This is a genomic window from Polynucleobacter sp. JS-Safj-400b-B2 (assembly GCF_018881975.1).
Taxonomy (GTDB): Bacteria; Pseudomonadota; Gammaproteobacteria; order Burkholderiales; family Burkholderiaceae; genus Polynucleobacter.
Window position 1 is genome coordinate 117,289 of record NZ_JACVPJ010000002.1, and the last position, 24,287, is coordinate 141,575.

Here is a 24,287-nt window from a genome sequence, read left to right on the forward strand (position 1 = left end):
TCTTGGAATTAAAAACTTTTTCTTAAAGTTTAAAGTTTTTTGAATGATCTCTCAGCGGCAGCAATGATCGCCTCGACCACTGCATTGTCATGCGCAATCGAAGTAAAACCTGCTTCATATGCTGAAGGCGCCAAATAAACACCTTCATCTAACATGAGGTGAAAGAATTTCTTAAACGCATCAATATTGGATTTAGTCACCGCTTCAAATGAAGTAGGAACTTGATTGGTAAAGTAAAACCCAAACATACCGCCTTCACTATCAACAGCAAATGGAATGTTTGCTTTATCTGCAGCCTGCTTCAAACCAACCATTAACTTCTGGGTCTGACCAGTTAAGCATTCATAAAAACCTTCTCTAGAAATGATCTCTAAAGTTTTTAGGCCTGCAGCTACAGCTACCGGATTACCAGAAAGAGTGCCTGCCTGGTACACATTACCTAGCGGGGCTAACTTAGACATGATTTCTTTCTTGCCACCAAACGCTGCCATAGGCATACCGCCACCCATAACCTTGCCTAAACAAGTGAGGTCAGGGGTGATGCCTTGTAAAGACTGAGCGCCACCTAAGGCCACCCTAAAACCAGTCATAACTTCGTCATAAATTAATACAGCGCCATGCTTGCTTGTCAGACTTCGAATAGCTGATAAGAACTCTTTTGAAGGTTTAATCAAATTCATATTGCCAGCAATGGGCTCAATGATGACTGCAGCAATTTGATCGCCCTGCTTTTTAAAGACTTCTTCAATTGCTTCTACATCGTTATATGGCAACACCAAAGTGTGTTTCACCAAATCTTGTGGAACACCACCAGAAGATGGTGCATTTTGCGTAGAGTCCGCAAAGGTAAGTAAGCCTGATCCTGCCTTTACCAATAAGCTGTCAGCATGTCCGTGATAGCAGCCCTCAAACTTGATAATCAAATCACGACCGGTATACCCACGGGCTAAGCGCAAGGCACTCATCGTCGCCTCAGTGCCGCTAGACACCATACGTACTTGCTCAACACTGGGCATCAAAGCGCAAATTTGCTCAGCTAGCTCAATTTCACCCTCGGTAGGTGCGCCATAACTAAAACTGGTTTCAGCCGCTTTTTGAACTGCAGTCACTACCTCAGGATTTGCATGGCCCACAATCATGGGGCCCCATGACATGATTAAATCAATATAGCGCTGATCGTTTGCATCCCAAAAATAAGGGCCTTTGGCTTTAGATACAAAACGGGGAACTCCGCCCACCTGACGAAAAGCCCTCACTGGAGAATTAACACCCCCAGGGATAGTCTTTTGTGCGCGCTCAAAAAGCGCTTCGTTTTGATCTACTTTTGCCATTATTTTTTTCGAATTTAATAAATTAAATCGCCATCATTTCAAAATCTTCTTTACGAGCACCGCACTCTGGACAGGTCCAATTCATAGGAACATCTTTCCAGAGAGTTCCCGGTGCAATGCCTTCATCAGGCAAACCAGCGGCTTCGTCATAAACCCAGCCACAAATCAAACACATATACGTTTTAAATTCCATTGCTTTAATCTCCGAATATTTCTAGCTACTTGAATTTAGCTGCAATAAGCTCACTCTTATTTTAAGGTTTTTGCTTACCTTAAGCTGGTCGCTTAGCATGCATCTCAAACTTGAACAAACGACACTCCAATGGGCCATTGAATAAAGGCGTGCGTTTAGATTCTTTAATACGCAATTGGCCTGGCAGCGCCATATCTGCAGTCAGCACAAAGATATTCCACCCACCAAAATCCTCTTTAAGATGTTGTCCAAACTGACGTAAAAACTCAACAAACTTTGGATCCTGCTCTTCTTGAGCTTGAAGCTTCTTCAATGACTCACGACTAGAGCGCTTAGCGCTTTGACGCCCAGTCTCTAAGTTCAACTCAAAACGATTATCAGGCTCATCATCGTAATTTTCCTCTTGAATAGAGGCGCGATCCTGACCACGTCCACCTTTAATCACCAGGCGCTCGCCATAAGGAGGGTTTAATAGCATCACACCCTCACTCAAATTACCTGGCGCTTTCGCTGCCAAAGCATCAACCTGACGAACTATGGGCTGATCTGGTAATTGGGCTCTTTGCCAATTACCCTTAAACATCGATACCAATTTCTCATTAATATCGCCACCAGAAATTTTTAAGGACTCAACGCTAGGGTGCTGCTTACGCTTTTCTAGCATCAAAGCAAGTGCGGCTTCTTTTAAGTCTACCCAGCGCTTTTGTTCTGCAGCATCATTAAATGGCTTGAGTCTCTGAAATCCAAAACCATGAGCAGAGGTGATTAAAGGACGATAAGCTAAGCGGCTCGGCTTAGCATCGTCACCATACATCCCGGCACGAATTGCTCCAGGAGGAATGGCTAATGCCATCTGTGCAGCCTCAATTAAGAAAGTGCCGCTACCGCACATGGGATCAAATAAAGCTTGTCCTGGTTTCCAGGCAGTAATTGACAAGATGCCGGCGGCTAAGTTTTCCTTGAGGGGAGCATCACCCTTTTCATCACGCCAGCCCCGCTTAAACAATGCTTCACCTGAAGTATCTAAATAAATGGTAACTTGAGTGGCAGTCAAATGCGCCTGCACACGAACATCCGGAAAGGCGGTATCGATACTGGGACGATCGCCAGTTACATCACGCAAACGATCAACGATGGCATCTTTAATCTTGAGCGTTGCAAAATTTAAACTCTTCAATGGGGAACGGTGTGCTGTCACATCGACACGTAAAGTTTGCTTAGAGGTAAACCACTCTTCCCAAGCTAAACCGCTAGCCAATTTATATAAATCATCCTCTTGTCTATAAGGGGCTTGCGCCATTTGCAATAACACTCGACTCGCGATACGGGAGTGCAAGTTCAGCGCCATGGCAGCAGAAATCGGTGCAGCAAGACCAACACCACCAGTCGGGCTAGTCGGAGTAGGATCAATTACCCATGCCCCCAAAGCCTTACATTCTGGGCGTCCAGCAATCTCTGCCAACTCCTGGGCAAGCGGCACTTCTAAGCCGCCTGGGCAAACAACAAAAAATCTCATGGGGCTAACAGTCTTTAAATAGGGGGATTAAAAATAAAACAAATATTATTAGGTCGGTCTTACAGCTTAAACAACACCAAAGCCACAATAATCACTAGCAAGATGACCGGTACTTCGTTAAACCAACGAAACCAAACTCCGGATCGCTTATTTACGCCGGCACGAAATTTCTTGAGCAAGCTCAAACAAGCATGGTGATAACCAATCACCAAGATCACAAAGAATAATTTGGCATGCATCCAAACATCACCAGCACCAATACCGAAATAAAGCCACAGCGTTAGACCCAGTAATACGGCTGGTACTGCCAAAATAGTCATGAATCGAAATAGGCGGTCGGCCATACCTAATAAACGGGCATAAGCTTCGGCGTTTTTCTCCTCAGCCAAGTTCACAAAAATTCTGGGCAGATAAAATAATCCGGCAAACCAGGAGGTGATAAATACGATGTGAAAGGTTTTTACCCAGAGGTAAGCGTTGCTCATATGTAATTTGCTCTATTTATCTATTAACTTTAGGTACGAATCTCGCCATGACCCATCACCACATACTTCAATGAGGTTAAACCATCTAACCCAACAGGACCACGGGCATGTAGCTTGTCATTCGAAATACCGATTTCAGCACCTAGCCCATATTCAAAGCCATCCGCAAAGCGAGTGCTAGCATTGACCATCACACTGGCGCTATCGACTTCACGCAAGAATCGGTCAGCCTGTGCCTTGTTATTGGTAATGATGGCATCAGTATGCTTACTACCGTATTGCTCAATATGATTCATCGCCTCATCAATGTTTGCAACGGTCTTAATTGACAATATGGGTGCTAAGTACTCAGTCTGCCAGTCTTCTTCTTTGGCATCCACTAAATTCTGAAATCCATTTGCTTCTAGTGTTTTGCGAGTTAGGCCATCAACCCGTAGCTCCACACCCTTATCCTGATAAATCTTGCAAAGGGTTGGCAATACTTTCTGTGCAATCTCTTGATTAACCAGCAATGTCTCCATCGCATTACAAGGAGCATAGCGTTGCGTCTTGGCGTTATCGCAAACCTTTACTGCCATAGCGACATCAGCATCTGCATCGATATAGGTATGACAAATACCATCCAGGTGCTTAATCATTGGCACCCGCGCCTCAGCCATCAAGCGCGCGATCAAGCTCTTACCACCACGTGGCACTATGACATCAATATATTGCGTCATGGTGATCATTTCGCCAACAGCACTACGATCCGTTGTTGTGACTACTTGCACTGCGTCCTTAGGTAACCCAGCAGCAGCCAAGCCCTCTTGAATAATTTGCGCCAAAAAAGTATTTGAATCAATTGCTTCAGAACCACCCCGCAAGATCACCGCATTACCTGACTTTAAGCACAAAGCGGCAGCGTCAATAGTGACGTTAGGACGCGATTCGTAAATGATGCCAATGACACCCAGTGGAACACGCATCTGACCCAACTCAATTCCAGATGCTTGCTTTTGTAAGGCGGATATTTTTCCAATCGGATCATCCAAAGAAACGATTTGCTCTAAACCCAAAGCCATGGTTTCAATTGTTTTAGATGTCATAGTTAGGCGATCAACAAAGGCTGCATCTTGTCCATTTACTTTTGCGCGCTCAACATCTACCTGATTAATCTTCTGAATCTCATCTGCTTTTTGACGAATAGCTGTAGCAATATGTAATAAGGCTTGATTTTTTTGCTCACTAGATGCGCGCGCCATTGCCCGCGATGCTGCTCGTGCTCGCATGCCAATATCTTGCATTATTTCTTTTATAGCTGAACTCATTTCTTGCTCTCTTATTGCTCTCTAATTACTTTCTAGTTACTCTCAAATTCACTAATTTTTATATGCACTACTCAACGCAATAAATTTCCCACTAAACGCAAACCATCCCAAGGATCTGCTGGCAACTCTGCAGCATGCAAACCTTTTACTTGGCGATCTAACCCGGCAGCAACCTGCATTGCTCTGCGCAACTTCAGAGGCTGAACTCTTCTCAAGGCTGCTGGGTATAAACGCTCTTTATTGCCCCAAATCCGATTAGCGCGCATCAGACTCTGTACAGACTCACCAGCATCACTTGCTGCCTTGAGTTTAGATAGTATCCGAAGCTCCTCAGTTACGCTCCATAGAATCAATACCAGTGGCTCACCCTCACCCCTTAAGCCGTCTAGCATGCGATTTAACCTAGCCAGATCTCCAGCAAGCATGGCTTCAGTTAATTCAAAAACGTTGTAACGCGCTACTTTCAGAATAGAGGAACGAATTTGCTCTTCGCTCAACTTGCCAGTGGGATAGAGCAAGCCTAATTTCAGAATCTCTTGATGGGCAGCAATTAAATTACCCTCTACTTGATCAGCGATAAATTCAAGTGCGCGCTGCCCTTCAGGACCAGACTCTACTTCCTGATCCTGGCGCTTCAATCGTCCAGAAATCCACTGTGGCAAGTGACTGCGATCCAAAGAATCAATCTGAATCGCCATACCAGCATCATCTAAAGCACTAAACCACGCGGAAGTCTTAGTCTTACCATCTAAGCGGGGCAACACAATACAGACAACTGTATCCGGACCGTCTGACCCCATAGGCTGAGCAGCGATTTGAGATGCGAACTGCTTTAGTGCATCAGCCCCATCGCGACCCGGCTTACCAGTCGGAATGCGCAACTCAACCCAACGCTTATCACCAAACAAGGACATCGTCTGACCAGCATTGAGTAGAGCGCTCCAATCAAATCCTCGCTCTTGCAATAGGACTTCGCGTTCAGTAAAGTTTTGTTTTTTAGCGGCTGAGCGCAACTGATCCATAGCCTCCATCATGAGCAATGGTTCATCACCACTAAATACATATAGCGGCAACATAGCACCGCCAGAGCTCAAAGACTTGAGGTGCACTTGCAAGGCATCAACTTTAACCATGCCTTAGTTCATCTCTAAAATGCTCTTGCTTGCGGTGCTCTTGCTGCAGCAGCAACGCGACGTAAGATTTGGATCGCCAAATCTTTACGCATCAAGGTTAAGAATTGCTGGATCTGTACATCAGTAGCCAAAACAGTAGAAACTGTAAAGTCAATATCCCGAGTCATATAAATCTCCGCCTCAGGTACTACTTCAGCCCCAGCTAGGTCATAAGCTCTAAAGCCAACCCGAATATTAAGTCGATAAGCAGATACCTGACCATTAGAGTTGTATGCCAAAATCTCACGGCCATTAATATCGTTGGTAATCTCCAAGATCAGATCTGCATCTTTAGGATTAATGGCTACTTTCGCATCCGTACCAGTCAAAATCGCTGTCTGCAAATCTGCACGCAAAGGTGGCGATGGATTTCCAGTAATAGCAATGACCTTGAAAGGTAAATCCACCATACCGCGCAAGCGATAGCCGCATGCGATCAACCCCATTACTGGAGCAGTAGCGATTAAGCCTAGCATTGCGCGACGCAGTGAATTTACTCTCATATCTCTTTTTTCTATTCAAGCAACAATATTGACTAAACGTCCAGGCACCACAATGACCTTCTTGGGTGCAGCACCATTAAGCGCCTTTTGTGCAGGCTCACTTTGTAAAGCCAAGGCTTCAACCTGCTCCTTGCTTGCATCGACAGGCACCTTAATGTCACCACGTAACTTACCGTTAATCTGCAGCATCAAAGTTAACTCTGTTTGAACCAAGGCTGCTTCATCTACAGAAGGCCAAGGGACATCAAGTAAGGGGCCAAAAGTCTTGGTGTAGCCAAGATCTTTCCACAACACGTGGGTCATGTGTGGAACTACTGGATAGAGAACACGCAACAAGATACTCAGGCATTCACGCAAGACCGGCGCGCTAATCGCGGCATTCTGGTCGAGCTTGATCGGCTCAAGTATATTGAGCATTTTCATCGCAGCAGAAACAACCGTGTTGTACTGACGACGTTGATAGTCAAAGTTAGCTTGCTTCAAGATGGTATGAACTTCACGACGCAATTCTTTTTCAGCATCGCTCAAGCTGCTAGGCAAGGTATCCGATGCATCACGCAGAGCACTAGCGTGACTACTGGAATACATCCAAACTCTACGTAAAAAACGAGAGGCGCCATCAACACCAGCACCAGACCACTCCAACTGTTGCTCAGGCGGGGCAGCAAACATCACAAATAGGCGCGCGGTATCAGCGCCATATTGATCAATCAAAGCTTGAGGATCAACGCCATTGTTCTTACTCTTAGACATCTTCTCAACGCCACCAATGATGACTGGTGTTTTTGAAGCGTCACCAATAAGCTTAGCGCCTTGAGGGCGGCCTTTTTCATCCAGATCCAATTCCACATCGAGAGGATTAAGCCAAGTTTTTTTACCTGAAGCATCTTCAGAGTAATAGGTCTCATTGAGAACCATGCCTTGGGTCAGCAAATTCTGGAACGGCTCATCAAATGTGATGAGATTGAGATCACGCATCACCTTGGTCCAGAAACGCGCATAGAGAAGATGCAAAATCGCATGCTCAATGCCGCCAATGTATTGATCCATTGGCATCCAATATTCATTGCGCTCATCCACCATGGTCTTAGCATTTGGACCGGTATAACGCATGAAATACCAAGAGGAATCTACAAAAGTATCCATAGTGTCAGTTTCACGACGTGCAGGCTTGCCGCACTTCGGACATTTGACATTTAAGAAGTCAGCGCGTTTATTCAGCGGATTACCGCTGCCATCTGGCACACAATCTTCCGGCAACACTACTGGCAGATCTGCCTCTGGTACAGGTACAGCTCCACAGCCAGGGTTGCTCTCATCACCACAATGAATAATCGGAATCGGTGTGCCCCAATAGCGCTGACGAGAAATTCCCCAATCGCGCAAGCGATAGGTAGTTTTGATTTCACCAATACCAAGCTTTTCTAATTCTTTCGCAACAGCACTCACTGCTTCATCATGCGATAAGCCGTCAAACTGAGCACTATTAAAGCAAACGACACCCTCTTTTTGGGCATACCAATCTTCCCAGCGAGTGGTATTAAACATAGGCGATTCGCCTTGAAGCGCAATCACTTGTTTAATTGGCAATTCGTACTTGAGCGCAAAAGCAAAGTCGCGCTCATCATGAGCGGGTACACCCATCACTGCGCCGTCGCCATAAGACATCAATACGTAGTTACCAACCCAAACAGGTACAGGTTCATGCGTCAACGGATGCGTGACATACAAACCAGTAAACATTCCCTCTTTTTCTTGGGTAGCTAAGTCGGCCTCCATCACACTACCGGTTTTGCATTTGTCAATGAATGCAGTGAGCGCTGGATTATTGGCAGCTGCTTGGGTTGCCAAAGGATGTTCGGCCGCTACCGCACAGAATGTAACGCCCATGATGGTATCTGCGCGGGTAGTAAATACATAGAGCAGGCCATCTTGAATGAAATTACCATGGTCATCGGCAATCTCGTGCTTAAAAGCAAAACGTACACCACGACTTTTACCGATCCAGTTTTGCTGCATTGTTTTAACGCGTTCAGGCCAACCCAAACCATCTAAGCCAGAAAGTAATTGCTCTGCATAAGCGGTGATATTGAAGTAGTAACCAGGAATCTCGCGCTTTTCAACCAATGCACCTGAGCGCCAGCCGCGGCCATCAATCACCTGCTCGTTCGCTAAAACGGTTTGATCAATTGGATCCCAATTAACTACTTGAGTCTTGCGATAGGCGATACCTTTTTCCAGTATCTTTAGGAACAGCCACTGGTTCCAACGATAGTAATCAGGACTACAGGTTGCGACTTCTCGTGACCAGTCAATCGCCAAACCCATCGCAGCCATTTGCTTTTTCATATAAGCAATGTTGTCGTAGGTCCATTTCGCTGGAGGCACTTTATTCTGAATCGCCGCATTCTCAGCCGGCATACCAAAAGCATCCCAACCCATTGGCATGAGAACGTTGTAGCCCTGCATGCGAAGTTGACGCGCCATGACATCATTGATGGTGTAGTTGCGTACGTGGCCCATGTGGAGCTTGCCAGATGGGTAAGGCAACATAGAACAAGCGTAATACTTTGGCTTTTTCTTACCTTGTGCGTCCACTGCGTTCTCTGCTACTTGATAGACTTGCGCAGCTTCCCAATCAGCTTGCGCTGCCGCTTCAATACTGCGGTAGTCATAATCCTTACTCATTCTTCGACAACTCTTTTCTTCTATTTTTTAATTGATTGACTTTTACTTACGCAAGCCAAGAACATCTTGCATGTCGAATAAGCCACTGCTTTGGTTTTGTAAGAAGCGTGCAGCACGCAATGAACCTTGGGCATAAGACTGACGGCTTGAAGACTTGTGGCTGATTTCAATACGCTCGCCATCGCCAGCAAATAAAACAGTGTGATCACCGACGATATCACCACCACGAATAGTGGCAAAACCGATCGAACCCTCTTTACGCTCACCGGTATGGCCTTCACGCGCATAAACAGCAACATCATCCAGCTTTTCACCTAATGCATCCGCAATCACTTCGCCCATCTTGAGCGCAGTTCCTGAAGGAGCATCCACCTTATGCTTATGGTGAGCTTCAATAATTTCAATGTCATACCCTTGATTGAGCATCTTGGCAGCAATCTCAAGAAGCTTAAAAGTAGCATTTACACCGACACTCATATTGGGTGCAAACACAATCGCCAATTTTGCAGAAGCTTTTTTCAGACCAGCTATTTGTTCAACTGTCAGGCCTGTAGTACCAATAATCATTTTGGTACCCGTCTTTTCGGCAATAGCTAAGTGGGCCATTGTGGCTTCGGGCCTAGTGAAGTCAATCAAAAACTCTGCATTCGCCAACACTTGAGCTACGTCAGACGAAATCAATACGCCCGTTTTTTTTCCTAAGAATGCACCGGCATCCTCACCTAATTGTGAACAAGTAGTATGTTCGAGGGCTCCAACCAATTGAGTATCAGCCGTATTGAGGACAGCCTCAATCAGCATCTTGCCCATACGTCCTGTTGCCCCTGCAATTGCAATCTTCATCATGCGTTTCTTCGCTTCTTATTCAAGTGAGCCAAAACAGTCATCTTGGCATCAATACAAAAGTGATTTCTATTATTTCGGATCAGCTGCTTTAGGCACATCATTTAATGTGCCGGGTCCAAGCTCCGGAGACTGTGCATCTGGCTGCTTATTTGAAAAACTAAAAAAGTCCCAGAATGAGCCGCTCGCATTGGCTGCAGGTGCGGCTGCAGGTATGGGCGTACCTGCTGATAAATTGTCAGTCTTGCTTGGTACCAAATACTCTGGCTGCTGTAATGGTGGCGTAACGGGTGGCTTATTAGATCCAGTAATCACTTCCCAGAATGAGCGCTTTGTCTTGGAGTAGTTATCGATTTCTGCAACCATCTCAACTTCGGTTGGCAACGCATCACCTTCAAACTTAATAACCTTGTCACCATCAAAATAGACTGTGACATGACGCTCTTTACCCATTGACTGTCCAGCGCGCTTGAATTCAAAAATGTAATCCCAGCGATTGGCATGGAAGTAACTTGCCAGCAAAGGCGTACCTAAAATTTGACGTACTTGCTCACGCGTCATTCCTAATTGCAATTTGGAATACTGCTCGCTAGAAATAAAATTTCCCTGCACAACGTCAGGTACATAAGGTCTAAAAATCTTATTCATCCAAGCGCGTTGGGTTTCATCCACTGCAGAAGTGCAACCAACCACCCCTAGTAAACCCAATAGAGCGAGGGACATCATTCCTAATCGAACAGGGGAAAGGGCACCCTTCAAAACCGGGTTCAAAAAGCGAGTAAAAAGTTCAAGGCAATTTTGCATGGTTGACCGTATCATTAAGACATTGATTTTAGCTCCCAATGCCATAAATATGACCCAAAACCGCACCCCTGAAGATTTACGAGATATTGGCCTAAAAGCGACTGGGCCAAGGATGAAAATCCTGGATTTTTTTCATCAAAACGGTGGCACCCACTTTAGCGCTGAAGACGTCTTTATGGCCTTGGCCAAAGAAGATAAGGAGATTGGCCTGGCAACGGTGTATCGGGTACTTACACAGTTTGAGCGAGCTGGACTGCTTTTACGCAGTCATTTTGAGTCCAGCAAGGGTGATAGTAGGGCCATCTATGAGCTGAACGAAGGCCAACACCACGACCACTTAGTTTGCATTGATTGCGGCCATGTTGAGGAGTTTATGGATGAAGCCATTGAAAAAAGGCAGCGGGACATAGCCAAAAACCTCGGTTTTAAACTCCAGGAACACGCTTTAGCTATGTACGGTCATTGCCAAAAGAAGAATTGCCGTAATAAACAAACTAAGTAAAACAGCCAAAATAAGCGTTTTTTAACCACTAAGACGCAAAAAAGACCTCAATTTGAGGTCTTTTTTACACAATTAAGACCAAAAACAATATTTAAGCGTATTTTAACAACACTTAAATACTTTTAGATGATCTTATCTATTTTTCTTACTTTACAGCCATCAATGCTTCAGCAGCATTGAGCATTTGTACTGAATAACCCCACTCGTTGTCATACCAAGCCAATACCTTCACCAATTTGCCATCGGCAGATACGCGGGTTTGGGAAGCGTCATAAATACTTGGGCGCGGATCATGGTTAAAGTCGATAGAAACCAATGGCAATGTATTGAAGCCCAAAATCCCTTTAAGCTCACCTTCGCTGGCAGCCTTGAGAATGGAGTTCACTTCATCGACGCTTGTCGCACGACTTGCTGCAAAAGTTAAGTCAACAACAGAAACGTTAATCACTGGCACGCGCATTGCAAAGCCATCAAAGCGACCTGCTAAAGCTGGCAGAACCAAACCAACCGCTTTAGCTGCACCAGTCTTAGTTGGAATCATGCTGGTAACAGCAGAACGAGCACGACGCATATCCTTGTGATACACATCCGTTAATACTTGGTCATTAGTAAATGCATGAATCGTAGTCATCAAACCAGATTCAATACCAATCTTTTCGAGAAGTGGCTTAACCAATGGGGCTAAACAGTTTGTTGTGCAGCTTGCATTAGAAACCACCACATCGCTTGGCTTTAATACATTTTGGTTTACGCCATACACAATGGTTGCATCCACGTCTTTTTCACCAGGAGCAGAAATCAATACCTTCTTCGCGCCCTGCTCGATATGAATCATGGCCTTTTCTTTTGAAGTGAACTTACCAGTACATTCCAAAACCAAATCAACGCCTAATTCACCCCATGGGGTTTCAGCAGGATTACGGGTGCAAAACATTTTGATGCGATCGCCATTAACCACCATGCAATCACCATCAACAGACACATCTGCTGGGAAGCGACCATGCGCGGAGTCATATTTTGTAAGGTGCGCGTTAATCGCAATATCACCCATGGCATTAATTGCGACGATCTCGATATCACGACGTGGCTTACCGTTTACCTGATCTTCATACAGGGCGCGTAATACCATGCGGCCAATACGCCCATAACCATTAATTGCGACACGAATTGTCATTTATTTTCCCTTGCTAATATTAAATTTATTTCGTACTTTGCTTTATTTCTTTGCAATACATTCTTTAACCGTCTTCGCAATCTGATCGGCAGTTAAACCAAAATATTCGTACAAGACTGGTGCCGGTGCGGACTCGCCGAAAGTATCTACTCCATGAACGGCTGCACAACCATACTTCCACCAGAAATCACTCACACCAGCTTCAACCGCAATGCGAGGAATATTCGCGGGTAACACCTTTGCTTTATACGCAGCGTCTTGTTGATCGAAGACGGTCGTTGAAGGTATCGAAACTACTCGAACTCCCAAACCTTCTTTTTCTAACTGCTGTGCAGTTTGTAATGCAAGAGCAATTTCAGAACCGGTGGCAATAATGACTGCATCAATCTTGCCAGATGGATCACGCAATACATAACCACCGCGCGCAATATCTTTAATTTGCGCTGCTGTACGAGATACAAATGGACAGTTCTGACGGCTAAAAATCAAAGCGCTCGGCCCATTTTTACGCTCAATGGCTGAACCCCAGGCTACAGCGCTCTCCGTGGTGTCGCAAGGACGCCAAACCATGAGGTTCGGAATAAGACGTAAGCTAGCAACATGCTCTACAGACTGATGGGTTGGGCCATCTTCACCCAAACCAATGGAGTCATGAGTAAAGACAAAAATACTGCGCAACTTCATCAAAGCAGCCATACGCAGAGCGTTACGACTGTAGTCTGAGAACGTTAAGAACGTGCCACCAAATGGAATATAACCACCATGGAGGGCAATACCATTCATGATGGCACTCATACCAAATTCACGCACACCGTAATTAATATGGTTCCCCCACTGATCACCCCGTACTGGTTTGCATGAAGACCAATTGGTTAAGTTTGATCCGGTTAAGTCAGCAGAGCCGCCCATAAATTCTGGTAACGCAGGTGCCAAAGCTTCGATTGCATTTTGACTGGCTTTACGAGTCGCAATAGTCTCCGCCTTAGTCTGGCAAGTTTTTAAATACGCATTTAATGTCGATGAAAAATCTTTGGATAGATCTCCTGCCATACGACGCTGCAATTCAGCAGCAAGTTCTGGAAATTTGTTTTTGTACTTCTGAAATTCTTTATTCCAATCGTGCTCAGCAGCTTGACCACGCTTTTTAAAATCCCATGCCGCATAAATATCTTTCGGAATTTCAAATGGTGCATAAGGCCAATTCAAGGCAACACGAGTAGCTGCAATTTCTGTCGCACCCAATGGGGAGCCGTGTACCTTGTCGCTACCAGCCATATTGGGTGAGCCTTGACCAATCGCGGTCTTGCAGCAGATCAGAGTTGGCTTATCACTCTTTTTAGCCTTGGCAATCGCGGCAGATACAGCTTCTGCATCATGCCCATCAACAGCCCGAATCACATTCCAACCATAAGCCTCAAAACGCTTAGGGGTATCTTCGTTAAACCAAGAAACAACCTTGCCATCAATCGAGATGCCGTTGTCATCCCATAATGCAATTAACTTATTGAGCTTGAGTGTGCCAGCCAATGAACAGACTTCATGACTAATACCTTCCATCAAACAGCCATCACCCAAAAATACATAGGTGAAGTGATCAACGATATTAAAGCCAGGACGATTAAATTCTTCTGCTAATAATTTTTCAGCAAGCGCCATTCCTACTGCATTCGAAATTCCTTGACCCAATGGACCCGTAGTTGTTTCTACGCCGGGAGTAATTCCATACTCAGGATGTCCTGGAGTTTTGCTGTGCAATTGACGGAAATTTTTCAACTCTTCAATCGGCAAGTCGTAACCAGAAAGATGCAAGAGTGAATACAGCAACATGGATCCGTGACCATTCGATAAAACAAAACGATCGCGATCAATCCAATGCGGATCTGTTGGGTTATGTTTTAAATGCTCATTCCAAAGACCAACAGCTATATCTGCCATACCCATTGGCATTCCAGGGTGTCCTGAATTTGCCTGCTGTACTGCATCCATGGATAAGGCGCGGATGGCATTGGCCATGCGAATTTGAAGGTTTGACATCGTAAAAGTGGTCTCTGGAAAATTAATTGGCTATATTTCAGTAATGCCTCAATTTTATCTTCCCGGACCATGGGAATCCCAAAAGCCAACAACCCTCACGCCCGAGGTTGCTCACCATCTACGCGTAAGGCGTATCCAAATTGGGGAATTTTTCCCAGTATTTGATGGAAATGGCCAAATTGCCAAGGCGGAACTCCTCTCTTTGAGCGGAAAAACAGGTCAAGTTCAGTTAACGGATATACGTACTGATACCCATCGAGAGACCCCATATGCCATTACTTTGGCGCAGGGACTGGCTGGCGGCGACAAAATGGACTGGATTGTTGAAAAAGCGGTAGAAACAGGCGCTCAAAATATTGCTCCGATGCAATGTGAGCGATCTATCCTCAAACTCACACGTTCGAGCGATTTAGAGCGTGCTCAAAAACGCCTCGCCCACTGGGAGGGGATTATTCAAGCTGCATGCGAGCAATGCGACCGCACTGTCTTTGCAAGCCTAGAGCCTATCCAAACATTCGAAGCTTACTTAAAGGCAACTCCAAAACCTGTCCTTAAGTTACTTCTTAGTCCTGATGCTACCAAAAGTATGTATTCCGTGTTGATAGAAAATGACCCTCAAGATATCGTCCTCATGATTGGGCCCGAAGGCGGTCACTCCCCTGAAGAAGAGGCTCAGGCAGAGGCTACCGGCTACCAATTAGTTTCACTAGGGGAGCGGGTGCTAAGGACTGAAACGGCAGGTGTGGTAGCCATTACAGCGGTGCATAGCGTATGGAACCCTGAAATGCAAAATCGCCTCAAGTAGAGGCGATTTGTAGTGCTTCAAATCCGCTTCTAAGACTTTAGCGATTAAGCAAAAGAGTAGAAGACGCGATATGGTGTGCGGCGCTCAGCCCAGAAATCAACGGCATCGCGGAAAACATCTAAAAGCGTTTCACGAGCTTCTTTGTCAAACTTCTGAGTGCATGGCAAACCTTCAAGAACCACCACGAATCCGGGCTGTGGGCCAGATTTGTCTACCGTAGTCGTCAAAGCATCTAACAAAGGATCGTAATTTTTTGCCTGCTGCTTAGTAAATGAGTAAGCAATCGCAATAGACTCCAATACTTCACCTTTAGTCATAGCATTGGCGCAATTGGCATAAATAAAGTGCTGACCCAATTCAGTAGCCGCTTCCTGTAAGTCAGGAGTGCGGAAAGCACGAATAGATTGAACAATATTAGGGCGCACACTGCGCAACATTGCCGGCGGTCCGGCATCACGAACGGCCAAAGCGGCACGCCAAGAAGCTGTCACTTTTTTTCCCGAAACTTGATTTGCTGCATAGGTTTGTAAACGAGATAAACCACCTTCGGCATAAATGTTGGCAGCGGATGATTCGGTTTCCAGTCGATCATTGCTATCCCAACTTTCAGCACGGCTATGTTCATCGAAGCTGGCTGTATTGCTGTTTTCAGAGCGATTATTCATGATGGGTGCTAGATTACCCGTAACACGCCATCAAATCAAGCCCAAATACAGTGTATTTTATGTAAAGCACTGATTTATATAGAAATAATTTATGTAAGTTATTACTAACTTACATAAATTACCAATTCTTAAGAAATGCCCCTGGCATTACTTGCTGCCTCAACAACCGCCAAAGTTGTCACATTCACAATACGGCGCACAGTTGCGGCCGGAGTGAGAATATGAATTGGCTTAGCAACACCCAATAACAATGGGCCAATTGAAATGCCATTACCGGCAGCGGTTTTTAACAAGTTATAGGAAATATTTGCTGCATCGATATTTGGCAATACCAGCAAATTAGCATCACCTTTCAATGGAGATGATGATACCGCACCCTCACGAATGCTTGCATCCAAAGCGCTATCGCCATGCATTTCTCCATCAACCTCTAAAGTTGGATCCGCTTTCTGAAGCAATGCCAACACTTCGCGCATTTTGACTGCAGATGGCGCATTGCTTGAACCAAAATTGGAATGGGATAGTAATGCCACTTTAGGAGCTAGCCCTAACTTTCGCATTTCTCTTGCGGCCATGAGACTGAGATCCGCTAACTGTTCTGCAGTAGGGTCAAGATTGATATGTGTATCTACCAAGAACACTTGTCGACCTGGCAAAATCAAACCAGACATTGCGCCATAAACATTTGCACCAGGCTCATGCCCAATCACTTCATCAATATATTTCAAGTGCGTAGCAATATTACCGACCGTGCCAGAAATCATGCCGTCGGCCATACCTTTTTGAATCAAAAGGCTACCAATCAAACTATTGCGGCGACGCACTTCTAACTTAGCAAACGACTGTGTCACACCCTTGCGCTCAGTCAGAGCTAGGTAGGTTTGCCAGAAATCACGGAAGCGCGAATCATTCTCTGGATTCACAATTTCAAAGTCGTCGCCTGCTTTCATACGCAGACCAAACTTCTCGATACGATGTTCGATTACGGCTGGGCGACCAATTAGGATTGGGGTTGCGAGATTCTCATCAATGACGATCTGCACTGCACGCAATACACGCTCATCTTCGCCCTCGGCAAACACAATACGTTTTTGATTTGCTGGTACGCGCTTCGCAATACTAAAGAGCGGCTTCATCAAAGTACCTGAGTGGTAAACAAACTGCTGCAACTGATTGCGATACGCATCGAAATCTTTAATCGGACGTGACGCGACGCCATCATCCATGGCTGCCTTAGCAACTGCAGGAGCAATAACTGTAATAAGGCGTGGGTCAAATGGTTTTGGAATGAGGTACTCTGGGCCAAAGGATAGGTTCTCAATACCGTAAACAGAGGCAACTACTTCGCTCTGCTCCGCTTGAGCCAACTCCGCCACAGCCTTTACAGCTGCCACTTCCATGCCACGAGTAATCGTTGTTGCACCCACATCCAAAGCACCGCGGAAGATGAATGGGAAACACAAAACGTTATTCACTTGGTTTGGATAATCAGTTCGGCCGGTTGCCATCACCGCATCTGGACGAACAGCTTTTACTTCCTCAGGCAAGATTTCAGGAGTGGGGTTTGCTAAGGCATACACCAATGGCTTAGGCGCCATCTTCTTCACCATATCTTGCTTGAGTACTCCGCCAGCCGAAAGACCTAGGAAAATATCCGCGCCTTCAATAGCTTGGTCGAGTGTGCGCAAATCGGTATCTTGGCAGAATGGCTCCTTCTCTGGATCCATCAATTCTTTACGGCCTTTGTAAGCAACGCCGGCTAAGTCAGTAACCCAAATATTTTTACGCTGGATACCTAAATCAACCAATAGATCTAAACAGGCTAGGGCAGCAGCACCTGCTCCAGAAGTAACGAGCTTCACTTCTTCTACCTTTTTACCAACTACCTTCAAACCATTGATGATGGCGGCTGCAACCACAATCGCTGTACCGTGTTGATCATCGTGAAAGACCGGAATCTTCATGCGTGCTTGCAACTTGCGCTCGACTACAAAACAGTCAGGCGCCTTAATGTCTTCTAAATTAATGCCGCCAAACGTTGGCTCCAGTGCTGCAATAATTTCTACCAACTTATCAGGATCGTTTTCATTTACTTCAATATCGAAAACGTCAATACCAGCAAACTTCTTAAAAAGAACTGCTTTACCCTCCATCACAGGCTTACTTGCTAGTGGTCCGATATTTCCCAAACCTAAAACAGCTGTACCGTTGGTAATAACGCCAACTAAATTTCCGCGTGCGGTGTACTTAAAAGCATTCGCCGGATCTTTAACAATCTCTTCGCAAGGAGCCGCAACACCAGGCGTGTATGCCAGCGCTAAGTCTCGTTGATTGGTTAATTGTTTTGTAGGTGCAATTTCAATTTTGCCCGGAGTCGGAAACTCGTGATATTGCAGGGCCGCCTCTCTTAAGGCTGCAATTTGTTGCTCTTTACTATTTTCTTTGCTCATTCACTAACTCGCTAAGTTTTGTCTTATCTTCATTTATCTAAGACTTATAAGACTTCAATTCTATTCCTCTCGGGCATTGACTTCATAACCGCCATAAAATGGGGCATGTCTTCTCGCTCCACCCCCCTCGGTGAATTTGACCTAATCGATCGTTTCTTTAAAACAAGTGCGGATTCCTTGCGCACCAACGCAGATGAAGCAATTACCTTGGGTATTGGCGATGACTGCGCCCTAATCAAACCGCCAGTAAATGAAGAAATTGCCATTACCAGTGATATGTTGGTTGAGGGTAGGCACTTTTTTGTAGGTGCCGATCCCGCCCAATTAGCCCGAAAAGCCCTAGCAGTCAACCTTTCAGACCTCTCTGCCATGGGTGCTAGACCCCTAGGATTTACCTTGGCCATTGCGCTACCAGCAGTAGACGAGGCCTGGCTAGCGGGTTTTTCTAAGGGGCTTTTTGCAATTGCTAAAGAGTATTCCTGCCCCCTGATTGGTGGCGACACCACTGCAGGTCCCCTCACCATCTCAATCACCGCTTTTGGTGCCATCCCCACCGGGAAAGCCATTCGTCGATCCGGCGCAAAGCCAGGTGATGACGTTTGGGTCTCTGGCACGGTTGGAGATGCAAGACTGTCTCTTGCTGCACTGCGTCATGAAATCAATCTGTCTAGTGAAGATTTGCAGCAAGTCGAACACCGCATGCATCAACCAATGGCACGAGTTGAATTGGGTGTACAGCTAAGAAATGTTGCCACTGCAGCGCTGGATGTCTCTGATGGATTGCTAGGTGACTTAGGTCATATATTGAAGCAGTCACATGTCGATGCAGAAATTGCTTTGGATAAATTACCAAAATCCATCACACTTCAAAAGCAAGACTTGGCTATTCAAAATCAATTTGCTGCGTGCGGCGGTGATGATTACGAACTTTGCTTTACAGCACCCTCAAGTCAGCGCGACAAAATTCAAGCAATCAGTAAGTCGCTCAACTTACCATTAACCCTCATTGGAAAAATACTTCCAAAAAGAGATAGTCAAGCAAAGGTATATTTACTAGATGCCTCCGGCACTCTTCTGAGTGATTTACAAGCAGCCCCTTTTCTCAACTCATTCGATCACTTTGCATCATGACTAATATTGAGCCTTCTACACAAGTGCAACCAAACTTTAAATGGGTTTTTCAAACCGCCAACCGGACACTTGCTTTTGGCTTTGGTAGCGGCTTAAGCCCTGTAGCTCCTGGCACTGCAGGCACGCTCTGGGCTTGGGCAGCCTTTCTAGCGGGAGAATACTTTCTTAGCACCGAAGATTTCCTGTGGATTATTGGCGGTGGCATTTTGCTCGGCTGCTGGATCTGTGGCTATGTCAGCGAAGAGTTAGGTAAGAAAGATTTTGGTGGGATAGTTTGGGATGAAATTGTTGCCTTTTGGTTGATACTGATCTTCATCATGCCAACCAATATTTGGATGCAGATCATTGCTTTTGTACTATTCCGCTATTTTGATGCAATGAAACCTGGTCCTATTGGAATCATTGATCGTCACTTTAAGAATACTGCGAGTAATGCCACTCAACACTCAAGCTACCTTCAAATACTGTGGCGTGGATTTGGGATTGTGATTGACGATCTTGCTGCTGCGTTCTGTACGCTGCTCGTAATGGCTTTAATACAATTCTTGATTAAATCATGAGCCTTATGAACGCAAGCGACCTTACTAAAACCCTGGCTCAGATTTTGCTTTCTAGAAATTGGACGGTATCGTTAGCGGAATCTTGCACTGGTGGCCTTGTTTGCGCTACCCTGACCGAGTTAGCGGGCTCCAGTGAGTGGTTTGAGCGTGGCTACATCACTTATAGCAATGAAGCCAAAACGGAGTGCCTTGATGTTCCGGCCAAGCTAATTGAGTCTCATGGAGCAGTAAGTGAGCAAGTAGCCATGGCCATGGCTGAAGGTGCCCGCATGAATTCAGGGAGCAATGTGGCCATTTCCATTACCGGCGTAGCAGGGCCATCAGGTGGCTCAGTAGAAAAACCCGTGGGAACGGTCTGTTTTGGTTGGGCTACCGAGAATCAAGTCTTAGCTAAAACCATGCACTTTGACGGCGATCGTCAAACGATCAGGCAACAGGCAGTGGAATTTGCGCTGACTGAGTTAATTGCCCTACTCAGAAGTTAAGCACATATTCATACTGCCGATTACTAATGCACTAATGCCCCAATTACTTCATCCAGCCTTTGCTGTGGAAGTACCAAAGTGGGATGATTGCTGAAATAACCATTGCAACAATCGCCATTGGATAACCCCAAGTAACATCTAACTCGGGCATATGTTTATAGTTCATACCCCAAATACTTGCTAGTAGTGTTGGTGGCATTAAAGCTACGGATACCACCGAGAAGATCTTAATAATCTTGGACTGGTTCAAGTTAATGAAGCCGACGGTTGCATCCATCAAGAAGTTAATCTTATCGAATAAGAAAGCGGTATGGTTTTCCAACGAATCAATGTCACGCAAAATTTGACGCGCTTCTTCTTGCTGCTCATCCGATAATAGTTTGCTGCGCATTAGAAAAGACAAGGCTCTACGGGTATCCATCACATTACGACGAATACGTCCGTTGGTATCCTCCTCTTTCGCAATAGTCTCCAAGACCTCTGCAGCATCGGCATCATTAATACTGTCAGAGAGTACTCGCTTACCAGCTTGCTCCAGGTTTTCATAAACCTCTTCCAAAGCATCGGCAGAATACTCGGCATCAGTTGAATACAAATCCAGCAATACGTCTTTTGCATTGCTAACAGAACCAGGACGCAAACGTGCACGCAAGCGGACCAAACGGAACACTGGCAAATCTTCGTCATGAATAGAGAACAGCACTTGCTTGGTGAGAACGAAAGCCACTCGAACGTTGCGAGAGGTTTCTTCTTCATCCAATAAGAAATCGGTACGAATATGGAGGTGGCCATCATCTGCTTCAAAATAACGAGCAGAGGCTTCTAAGTCACCCAAGTCATCCAATTCTGGCAAAAGTACGCCGAACGCCTCTTTAATCCAGATTAATTCCTCTTCCTCTGGATCAACCACATCAATCCAGATAGGATTGGCATATTGCAACAATTCATTGCGATCTTCGACTTGCTCTTGAGAGAGGCGGCCATTTTGCAGGACGAACAAGTTGATCATGGTGAACTCCTAAGGAATGTGCGCTAGTTTATCCTATAGGACATGATAGTTTCACTAAAATAAGCCAAATCCAATGAACTCTCGCTCAAATACCTTTAACCAGCAACTCCAGTCCGCATGGGCTTCCCAAGGCAGCATGCTGTGCGTTGGTTTTGACCCAGACCCAAAGCGCTTACCCCAAGCCCTACAGGGGAGCCCCGAGGCTATCTATGAGTTCTGTCGAGAAATCGCCGATGCGACCGCGGATTTGGTCTGCGCCTTCAAACCCCAATTTGCCTACTTTGCCTCTCAAAGAGCAGAGGCTCAGTTAGAAAAGCTCATCAAGCACCTCAAAGATAAATACCCTCATATCCCGGTAATTCTGGATTCCAAGCGTGGGGATATTGGCAGCACTGCGGATCATTACGCTCTCGAGGCCTTTGATCGTTACGGCGCTGATGCAGTAACCGTGAATCCTTATATGGGGTTTGACACGATTGAGCCCTACCTAAAACATTCAGGCAAAGGGGTTATTGTGCTGTGTCGTACATCCAATCCCGGTGGATCTGATTTACAGTTTCTGAATGTGGCACCTAATGGCGCGCCTCTTTATCTGCATATAGCCAAACTGGCTGCACAACAGTGGAATAGCTCTGGCCAGATCAGCTTGGTGGTCGGCGCAACCTTCCCAGAAGAAATTGCTAAAGTACGCGCCATTGTTGGTGAAATGCCTTTGTTGATCCCTGGGATCGGCGCACAAGGCGGCGATATTGATGCCACAGTCAGCGCTGGAAAAATAGCAGGCAAGCCAGGAACTGGAATGATCATTAATTCCTCAAGAGCCATTCTGTATGCTAGCTCAGGAGCTGATTTTGCAGAGGCCGCCAGAACAGTTGCGACGATTACTCGTGATGCACTAAGGGCTGCTGCAAGCAAATAATTTATTTTCTTTATTTACTTGTTCCGCTTTTAGGGTAAGGCGCTAAAGCTACCCGATCCATATTCTCCAAGATAAATTCTTGTCGAGCAGAATAGTTAATACTTCCACGACGGCAATACTGCTGCTTATCAAAACACTTAGGTGCCGGCAGGGCCGAAGCTAGAGCAGCAGCTTGCTCCCGACCCAGTCCCGCTGGAGTCGAGGCGTAATAGTGTTGAGAGGCAGCACCAACCCCAAAAATGCCCTCACCCCACTCTACCGAATTAAGATAAATCTCAAATAATCTCTGCTTTGAGAGCGTTAGTTCTAAGAGTCCAGTAATGATGAGCTCTTGACCCTTACGTAAATAGTTTTGCTCTGATGATAGAAACAAATTTTTTGCTAGCTGCTGCGTAATGGTGGACCCACCCCGTAAAACCGCCTTAGATTTATTGCCCGCTTGGGTTTTTTGTTGATTCTGCTGTTGATTTTTCTGCCAAGCTTTTTGCATATCCTCAACTCGCACACCTTTATGCTGAAAGAAGATATCGTCTTCGCTAACTAAAACGGCACGCTTGAGATTATTGGATATCTTGTCATAAGGCGTCCATTTGGACTGCAAAGAACAACTCCAATGCCAGGTACATAAACGCCAGCGCTCAGCCCTCTGAAACGCAGTACTGCCGGGATCTAAGCCGATCCATAAAGCAATTTGGAGCGCGAAAAAGATTTGCATAGCCACAAACCCTGCTAGCAAACATTTCACTGGATAAAGAAGCCAGCGCATTAGAGCAAATTAACTACGTAACTCCGCCAAGACTGCGCGAGAGTCTATAGCAGTCGCAAGTTGCGCGCCCCGCCAAAGTAAAAATGCATCAGCCGCTTGCTCAACCAACATCCCAAGACCGTCACTGACTCGTGCACCGCGCAGCAGGGCCTGTTGCATAAAGGCAGTAGTTTTACCGTACACCATGTCATACGCGAATGAGCTGGGCACAAAAATATTAGCCACTGCCTTAAGCGTCAAAGGAGATTCATCAGTCAAGCCTGCAGCAGTGGCATTAATCACCAAATCAAATGGATATTGGGTTTTTGCAGCATCTTCTAGTTCCGCTAATGTGCGAGATTCCAGAGCTACTTCGCGTGACCCAGCCAAATCTGCAAAGAGCTTTACCAACTCATCGGCTTTTGCGCTTGATCGATTGGCAATGATGAGGGAATTAGGTGACTGTTCCAGCAATGGGCCAATCACACCACGGGCAGCCCCACCAGCACCAATCAATAAAATGCGGGCGCTATGGAGTGCAATGCCTTGTGCAAGCAAATCACGCACTAGACCAGCACCATCCGTGTTGTCACCAAAAATCTTACCCTCTGTTTTCCACAAAGTATTCACAGCACCCGCCAATTGCGCGCGCGGGGTTAATACATCGGCTAGATTTTGGGCATCAAGCTTGAATGGCACAGTGACGTTCATACCTTTGCCGCCTGCAGCAAAAAAAGATTTAGCTGCTTGGGCAAATGATCCTATCTCAGGCTGAAGACGGCCATAGTGCATACGCTGCTTGGCTTGCTCTGCAAAACGTTGATGTATTGCTGGAGACTTACTGTGAGCAATAGGATGGCCGGCAACAGCATAAACGTCTACGCCAGCAAAGAGGCTTGGATCCGTATGCAAGGAGGCGGTATTAGTGGAGCTCATAATGACTACAGAATAAGCGAATTTATGAAG

23 protein-coding genes are annotated in these 24,287 nt (G+C 45.8%); 6 read left to right on the forward strand and 17 right to left on the reverse strand.

Going from position 1 to position 24,287, the window contains the following annotated elements:
- Positions 1 to 29: 29 nt before the first annotated feature.
- From hemL to ICN48_RS02600, 10 genes are all read right to left on the reverse strand, one after another.
- Positions 30 to 1,331: a glutamate-1-semialdehyde 2,1-aminomutase gene (hemL, locus tag ICN48_RS02555; protein WP_216152194.1), complete on the reverse strand. Its 1,302-nt coding sequence runs from the start codon at positions 1,329 to 1,331 to the stop codon at positions 30 to 32.
- Positions 1,332 to 1,353: 22 nt separating this feature from the next.
- Complete coding sequence (locus ICN48_RS02560; protein WP_071464595.1) at positions 1,354 to 1,524, reverse strand: rubredoxin; 171 nt, start codon at positions 1,522 to 1,524, stop codon at positions 1,354 to 1,356.
- Positions 1,525 to 1,603: 79 nt separating this feature from the next.
- Positions 1,604 to 3,040, reverse strand: coding sequence for a class I SAM-dependent RNA methyltransferase (locus ICN48_RS02565; RefSeq protein ID WP_216152195.1), 1,437 nt, complete (start codon positions 3,038 to 3,040; stop codon positions 1,604 to 1,606).
- A gap of 59 nt (positions 3,041 to 3,099) precedes the next feature.
- Complete coding sequence (locus ICN48_RS02570) at positions 3,100 to 3,525, reverse strand: CopD family protein (RefSeq protein ID WP_216152196.1); 426 nt, start codon at positions 3,523 to 3,525, stop codon at positions 3,100 to 3,102.
- Positions 3,526 to 3,554: 29 nt separating this feature from the next.
- On the reverse strand, positions 3,555 to 4,832 hold the full coding sequence (locus ICN48_RS02575) for a glutamate-5-semialdehyde dehydrogenase (protein WP_216152197.1): 1,278 nt from the start codon (positions 4,830 to 4,832) through the stop codon (positions 3,555 to 3,557).
- Between the two features lie 71 nt (positions 4,833 to 4,903).
- Entirely contained in the window at positions 4,904 to 5,965 is a 1,062-nt protein-coding gene (holA, locus tag ICN48_RS02580; protein ID WP_216152198.1) for a DNA polymerase III subunit delta, read from the reverse strand.
- A gap of 14 nt (positions 5,966 to 5,979) precedes the next feature.
- The gene (gene lptE, locus ICN48_RS02585) at positions 5,980 to 6,507 is read right to left on the reverse strand and encodes an LPS assembly lipoprotein LptE (protein WP_216152199.1); all 528 of its coding nucleotides are present in this window, start codon (positions 6,505 to 6,507) and stop codon (positions 5,980 to 5,982) included.
- 15 nt (positions 6,508 to 6,522) lie between these two features.
- Positions 6,523 to 9,195 carry a leucine--tRNA ligase gene (gene leuS / locus ICN48_RS02590; protein WP_216152200.1) on the reverse strand — a complete coding sequence of 891 codons (2,673 nt, stop codon included), beginning with the start codon at positions 9,193 to 9,195 and terminating at the stop codon, positions 6,523 to 6,525.
- Between the two features lie 42 nt (positions 9,196 to 9,237).
- A complete protein-coding gene (gene dapB / locus ICN48_RS02595) occupies positions 9,238 to 10,038 on the reverse strand; it encodes a 4-hydroxy-tetrahydrodipicolinate reductase (protein WP_216152380.1) in 801 nt (266 codons plus the stop codon).
- Between the two features lie 72 nt (positions 10,039 to 10,110).
- On the reverse strand, positions 10,111 to 10,764 hold the full coding sequence (locus tag ICN48_RS02600; protein ID WP_255539432.1) for an outer membrane protein assembly factor BamE: 654 nt from the start codon (positions 10,762 to 10,764) through the stop codon (positions 10,111 to 10,113).
- 127 nt (positions 10,765 to 10,891) lie between these two features.
- On the opposite strand from ICN48_RS02600, the gene fur reads away from it, so the two are divergent.
- A complete protein-coding gene (gene fur / locus ICN48_RS02605) occupies positions 10,892 to 11,344 on the forward strand; it encodes a ferric iron uptake transcriptional regulator (RefSeq protein ID WP_216152382.1) in 453 nt (150 codons plus the stop codon).
- A gap of 145 nt (positions 11,345 to 11,489) precedes the next feature.
- Here fur and gap read toward each other — a convergent pair whose 3' ends face one another.
- Both gap and tkt read right to left on the reverse strand, forming a co-directional pair.
- A complete protein-coding gene (gene gap, locus ICN48_RS02610) occupies positions 11,490 to 12,518 on the reverse strand; it encodes a type I glyceraldehyde-3-phosphate dehydrogenase (protein ID WP_216152201.1) in 1,029 nt (342 codons plus the stop codon).
- Positions 12,519 to 12,560: 42 nt separating this feature from the next.
- The gene (tkt, locus tag ICN48_RS02615) at positions 12,561 to 14,552 is read right to left on the reverse strand and encodes a transketolase (protein ID WP_223146597.1); all 1,992 of its coding nucleotides are present in this window, start codon (positions 14,550 to 14,552) and stop codon (positions 12,561 to 12,563) included.
- A 43-nt stretch (positions 14,553 to 14,595) separates the two neighbouring features.
- Here tkt and ICN48_RS02620 point away from each other — a divergent pair, with 43 nt between their 5' ends.
- Positions 14,596 to 15,357 carry a 16S rRNA (uracil(1498)-N(3))-methyltransferase gene (locus ICN48_RS02620; RefSeq protein ID WP_216152202.1) on the forward strand — a complete coding sequence of 254 codons (762 nt, stop codon included), beginning with the start codon at positions 14,596 to 14,598 and terminating at the stop codon, positions 15,355 to 15,357.
- Positions 15,358 to 15,401: 44 nt separating this feature from the next.
- Here the strand turns inward: ICN48_RS02620 and ICN48_RS02625 are convergent, their stop codons facing one another.
- A complete protein-coding gene (locus ICN48_RS02625; RefSeq protein ID WP_215321414.1) occupies positions 15,402 to 16,022 on the reverse strand; it encodes a barstar family protein in 621 nt (206 codons plus the stop codon).
- A gap of 128 nt (positions 16,023 to 16,150) precedes the next feature.
- The gene (locus ICN48_RS02630; RefSeq protein ID WP_216152203.1) at positions 16,151 to 18,472 is read right to left on the reverse strand and encodes an NADP-dependent malic enzyme; all 2,322 of its coding nucleotides are present in this window, start codon (positions 18,470 to 18,472) and stop codon (positions 16,151 to 16,153) included.
- A 105-nt stretch (positions 18,473 to 18,577) separates the two neighbouring features.
- Here ICN48_RS02630 and thiL point away from each other — a divergent pair, with 105 nt between their 5' ends.
- The 3 genes from thiL to ICN48_RS02645 are packed head-to-tail and all read left to right on the forward strand — an operon-like array spanning position 18,578 to position 20,648.
- Complete coding sequence (gene thiL, locus ICN48_RS02635; protein WP_216152204.1) at positions 18,578 to 19,603, forward strand: thiamine-phosphate kinase; 1,026 nt, start codon at positions 18,578 to 18,580, stop codon at positions 19,601 to 19,603.
- Positions 19,600 to 20,163, forward strand: a complete 564-nt coding sequence (locus ICN48_RS02640; protein ID WP_216152205.1) for a phosphatidylglycerophosphatase A — start codon at positions 19,600 to 19,602, stop codon at positions 20,161 to 20,163. The genes thiL and ICN48_RS02640 overlap by 4 nt, the downstream gene beginning before the upstream one ends.
- Positions 20,160 to 20,648: a CinA family protein gene (locus ICN48_RS02645; RefSeq protein WP_216152206.1), complete on the forward strand. Its 489-nt coding sequence runs from the start codon at positions 20,160 to 20,162 to the stop codon at positions 20,646 to 20,648. The genes ICN48_RS02640 and ICN48_RS02645 overlap by 4 nt, the downstream gene beginning before the upstream one ends.
- A gap of 43 nt (positions 20,649 to 20,691) precedes the next feature.
- Here the strand turns inward: ICN48_RS02645 and corA are convergent, their stop codons facing one another.
- The gene (gene corA / locus ICN48_RS02650) at positions 20,692 to 21,657 is read right to left on the reverse strand and encodes a magnesium/cobalt transporter CorA (protein ID WP_216152207.1); all 966 of its coding nucleotides are present in this window, start codon (positions 21,655 to 21,657) and stop codon (positions 20,692 to 20,694) included.
- 73 nt (positions 21,658 to 21,730) lie between these two features.
- Between corA and pyrF the strand changes: the two genes are divergently transcribed.
- Positions 21,731 to 22,576: an orotidine-5'-phosphate decarboxylase gene (gene pyrF / locus ICN48_RS02655; protein WP_216152208.1), complete on the forward strand. Its 846-nt coding sequence runs from the start codon at positions 21,731 to 21,733 to the stop codon at positions 22,574 to 22,576.
- A 10-nt stretch (positions 22,577 to 22,586) separates the two neighbouring features.
- On the opposite strand, the gene mtgA is transcribed toward pyrF, so the two are convergent.
- Together mtgA and aroE are read right to left on the reverse strand one after the other, a co-directional pair.
- Positions 22,587 to 23,342 (reverse strand): monofunctional biosynthetic peptidoglycan transglycosylase, encoded by a 756-nt coding sequence (gene mtgA, locus ICN48_RS02660; protein ID WP_216152209.1) that lies wholly within the window; start codon positions 23,340 to 23,342, stop codon positions 22,587 to 22,589.
- 9 nt (positions 23,343 to 23,351) lie between these two features.
- Positions 23,352 to 24,257 (reverse strand): shikimate dehydrogenase, encoded by a 906-nt coding sequence (gene aroE / locus ICN48_RS02665; protein WP_216152210.1) that lies wholly within the window; start codon positions 24,255 to 24,257, stop codon positions 23,352 to 23,354.
- Positions 24,258 to 24,287 lie beyond the last annotated feature (30 nt).

Bases quoted from the DNA above. Each gene is read 5' to 3' on its own strand.
- holA (WP_216152198.1), bottom strand. From the start codon at position 5,965: ATGGTTAAAGTTGATGCCTTGCAAGTGCACCTCAAGTCTTTGAGCTCT.
- gap (WP_216152201.1), bottom strand. From the start codon at position 12,518: ATGACAATTCGTGTCGCAATTAATGGTTATGGGCGTATTGGCCGCATG.
- ICN48_RS02565 (WP_216152195.1), bottom strand. From the start codon at position 3,040: ATGAGATTTTTTGTTGTTTGCCCAGGCGGCTTAGAAGTGCCGCTTGCC.
- aroE (WP_216152210.1), bottom strand. From the start codon at position 24,257: ATGAGCTCCACTAATACCGCCTCCTTGCATACGGATCCAAGCCTCTTT.
- lptE (WP_216152199.1), bottom strand. From the start codon at position 6,507: ATGAGAGTAAATTCACTGCGTCGCGCAATGCTAGGCTTAATCGCTACT.
- ICN48_RS02575 (WP_216152197.1), bottom strand. From the start codon at position 4,832: ATGAGTTCAGCTATAAAAGAAATAATGCAAGATATTGGCATGCGAGCA.
- ICN48_RS02625 (WP_215321414.1), bottom strand. From the start codon at position 16,022: ATGAATAATCGCTCTGAAAACAGCAATACAGCCAGCTTCGATGAACAT.
- corA (WP_216152207.1), bottom strand. From the start codon at position 21,657: ATGATCAACTTGTTCGTCCTGCAAAATGGCCGCCTCTCTCAAGAGCAA.
- dapB (WP_216152380.1), bottom strand. From the start codon at position 10,038: ATGAAGATTGCAATTGCAGGGGCAACAGGACGTATGGGCAAGATGCTG.
- hemL (WP_216152194.1), bottom strand. From the start codon at position 1,331: ATGGCAAAAGTAGATCAAAACGAAGCGCTTTTTGAGCGCGCACAAAAG.
- mtgA (WP_216152209.1), bottom strand. From the start codon at position 23,342: ATGCGCTGGCTTCTTTATCCAGTGAAATGTTTGCTAGCAGGGTTTGTG.
- thiL (WP_216152204.1), top strand. From the start codon at position 18,578: ATGTCTTCTCGCTCCACCCCCCTCGGTGAATTTGACCTAATCGATCGT.
- pyrF (WP_216152208.1), top strand. From the start codon at position 21,731: ATGAACTCTCGCTCAAATACCTTTAACCAGCAACTCCAGTCCGCATGG.
- ICN48_RS02570 (WP_216152196.1), bottom strand. From the start codon at position 3,525: ATGAGCAACGCTTACCTCTGGGTAAAAACCTTTCACATCGTATTTATC.
- ICN48_RS02620 (WP_216152202.1), top strand. From the start codon at position 14,596: ATGCCTCAATTTTATCTTCCCGGACCATGGGAATCCCAAAAGCCAACA.
- ICN48_RS02600 (WP_255539432.1), bottom strand. From the start codon at position 10,764: ATGATGTCCCTCGCTCTATTGGGTTTACTAGGGGTGGTTGGTTGCACT.
- ICN48_RS02630 (WP_216152203.1), bottom strand. From the start codon at position 18,472: ATGAGCAAAGAAAATAGTAAAGAGCAACAAATTGCAGCCTTAAGAGAG.
- ICN48_RS02560 (WP_071464595.1), bottom strand. From the start codon at position 1,524: ATGGAATTTAAAACGTATATGTGTTTGATTTGTGGCTGGGTTTATGAC.
- ICN48_RS02645 (WP_216152206.1), top strand. From the start codon at position 20,160: ATGAGCCTTATGAACGCAAGCGACCTTACTAAAACCCTGGCTCAGATT.
- fur (WP_216152382.1), top strand. From the start codon at position 10,892: ATGACCCAAAACCGCACCCCTGAAGATTTACGAGATATTGGCCTAAAA.
- tkt (WP_223146597.1), bottom strand. From the start codon at position 14,552: ATGTCAAACCTTCAAATTCGCATGGCCAATGCCATCCGCGCCTTATCC.
- leuS (WP_216152200.1), bottom strand. From the start codon at position 9,195: ATGAGTAAGGATTATGACTACCGCAGTATTGAAGCGGCAGCGCAAGCT.
- ICN48_RS02640 (WP_216152205.1), top strand. From the start codon at position 19,600: ATGACTAATATTGAGCCTTCTACACAAGTGCAACCAAACTTTAAATGG.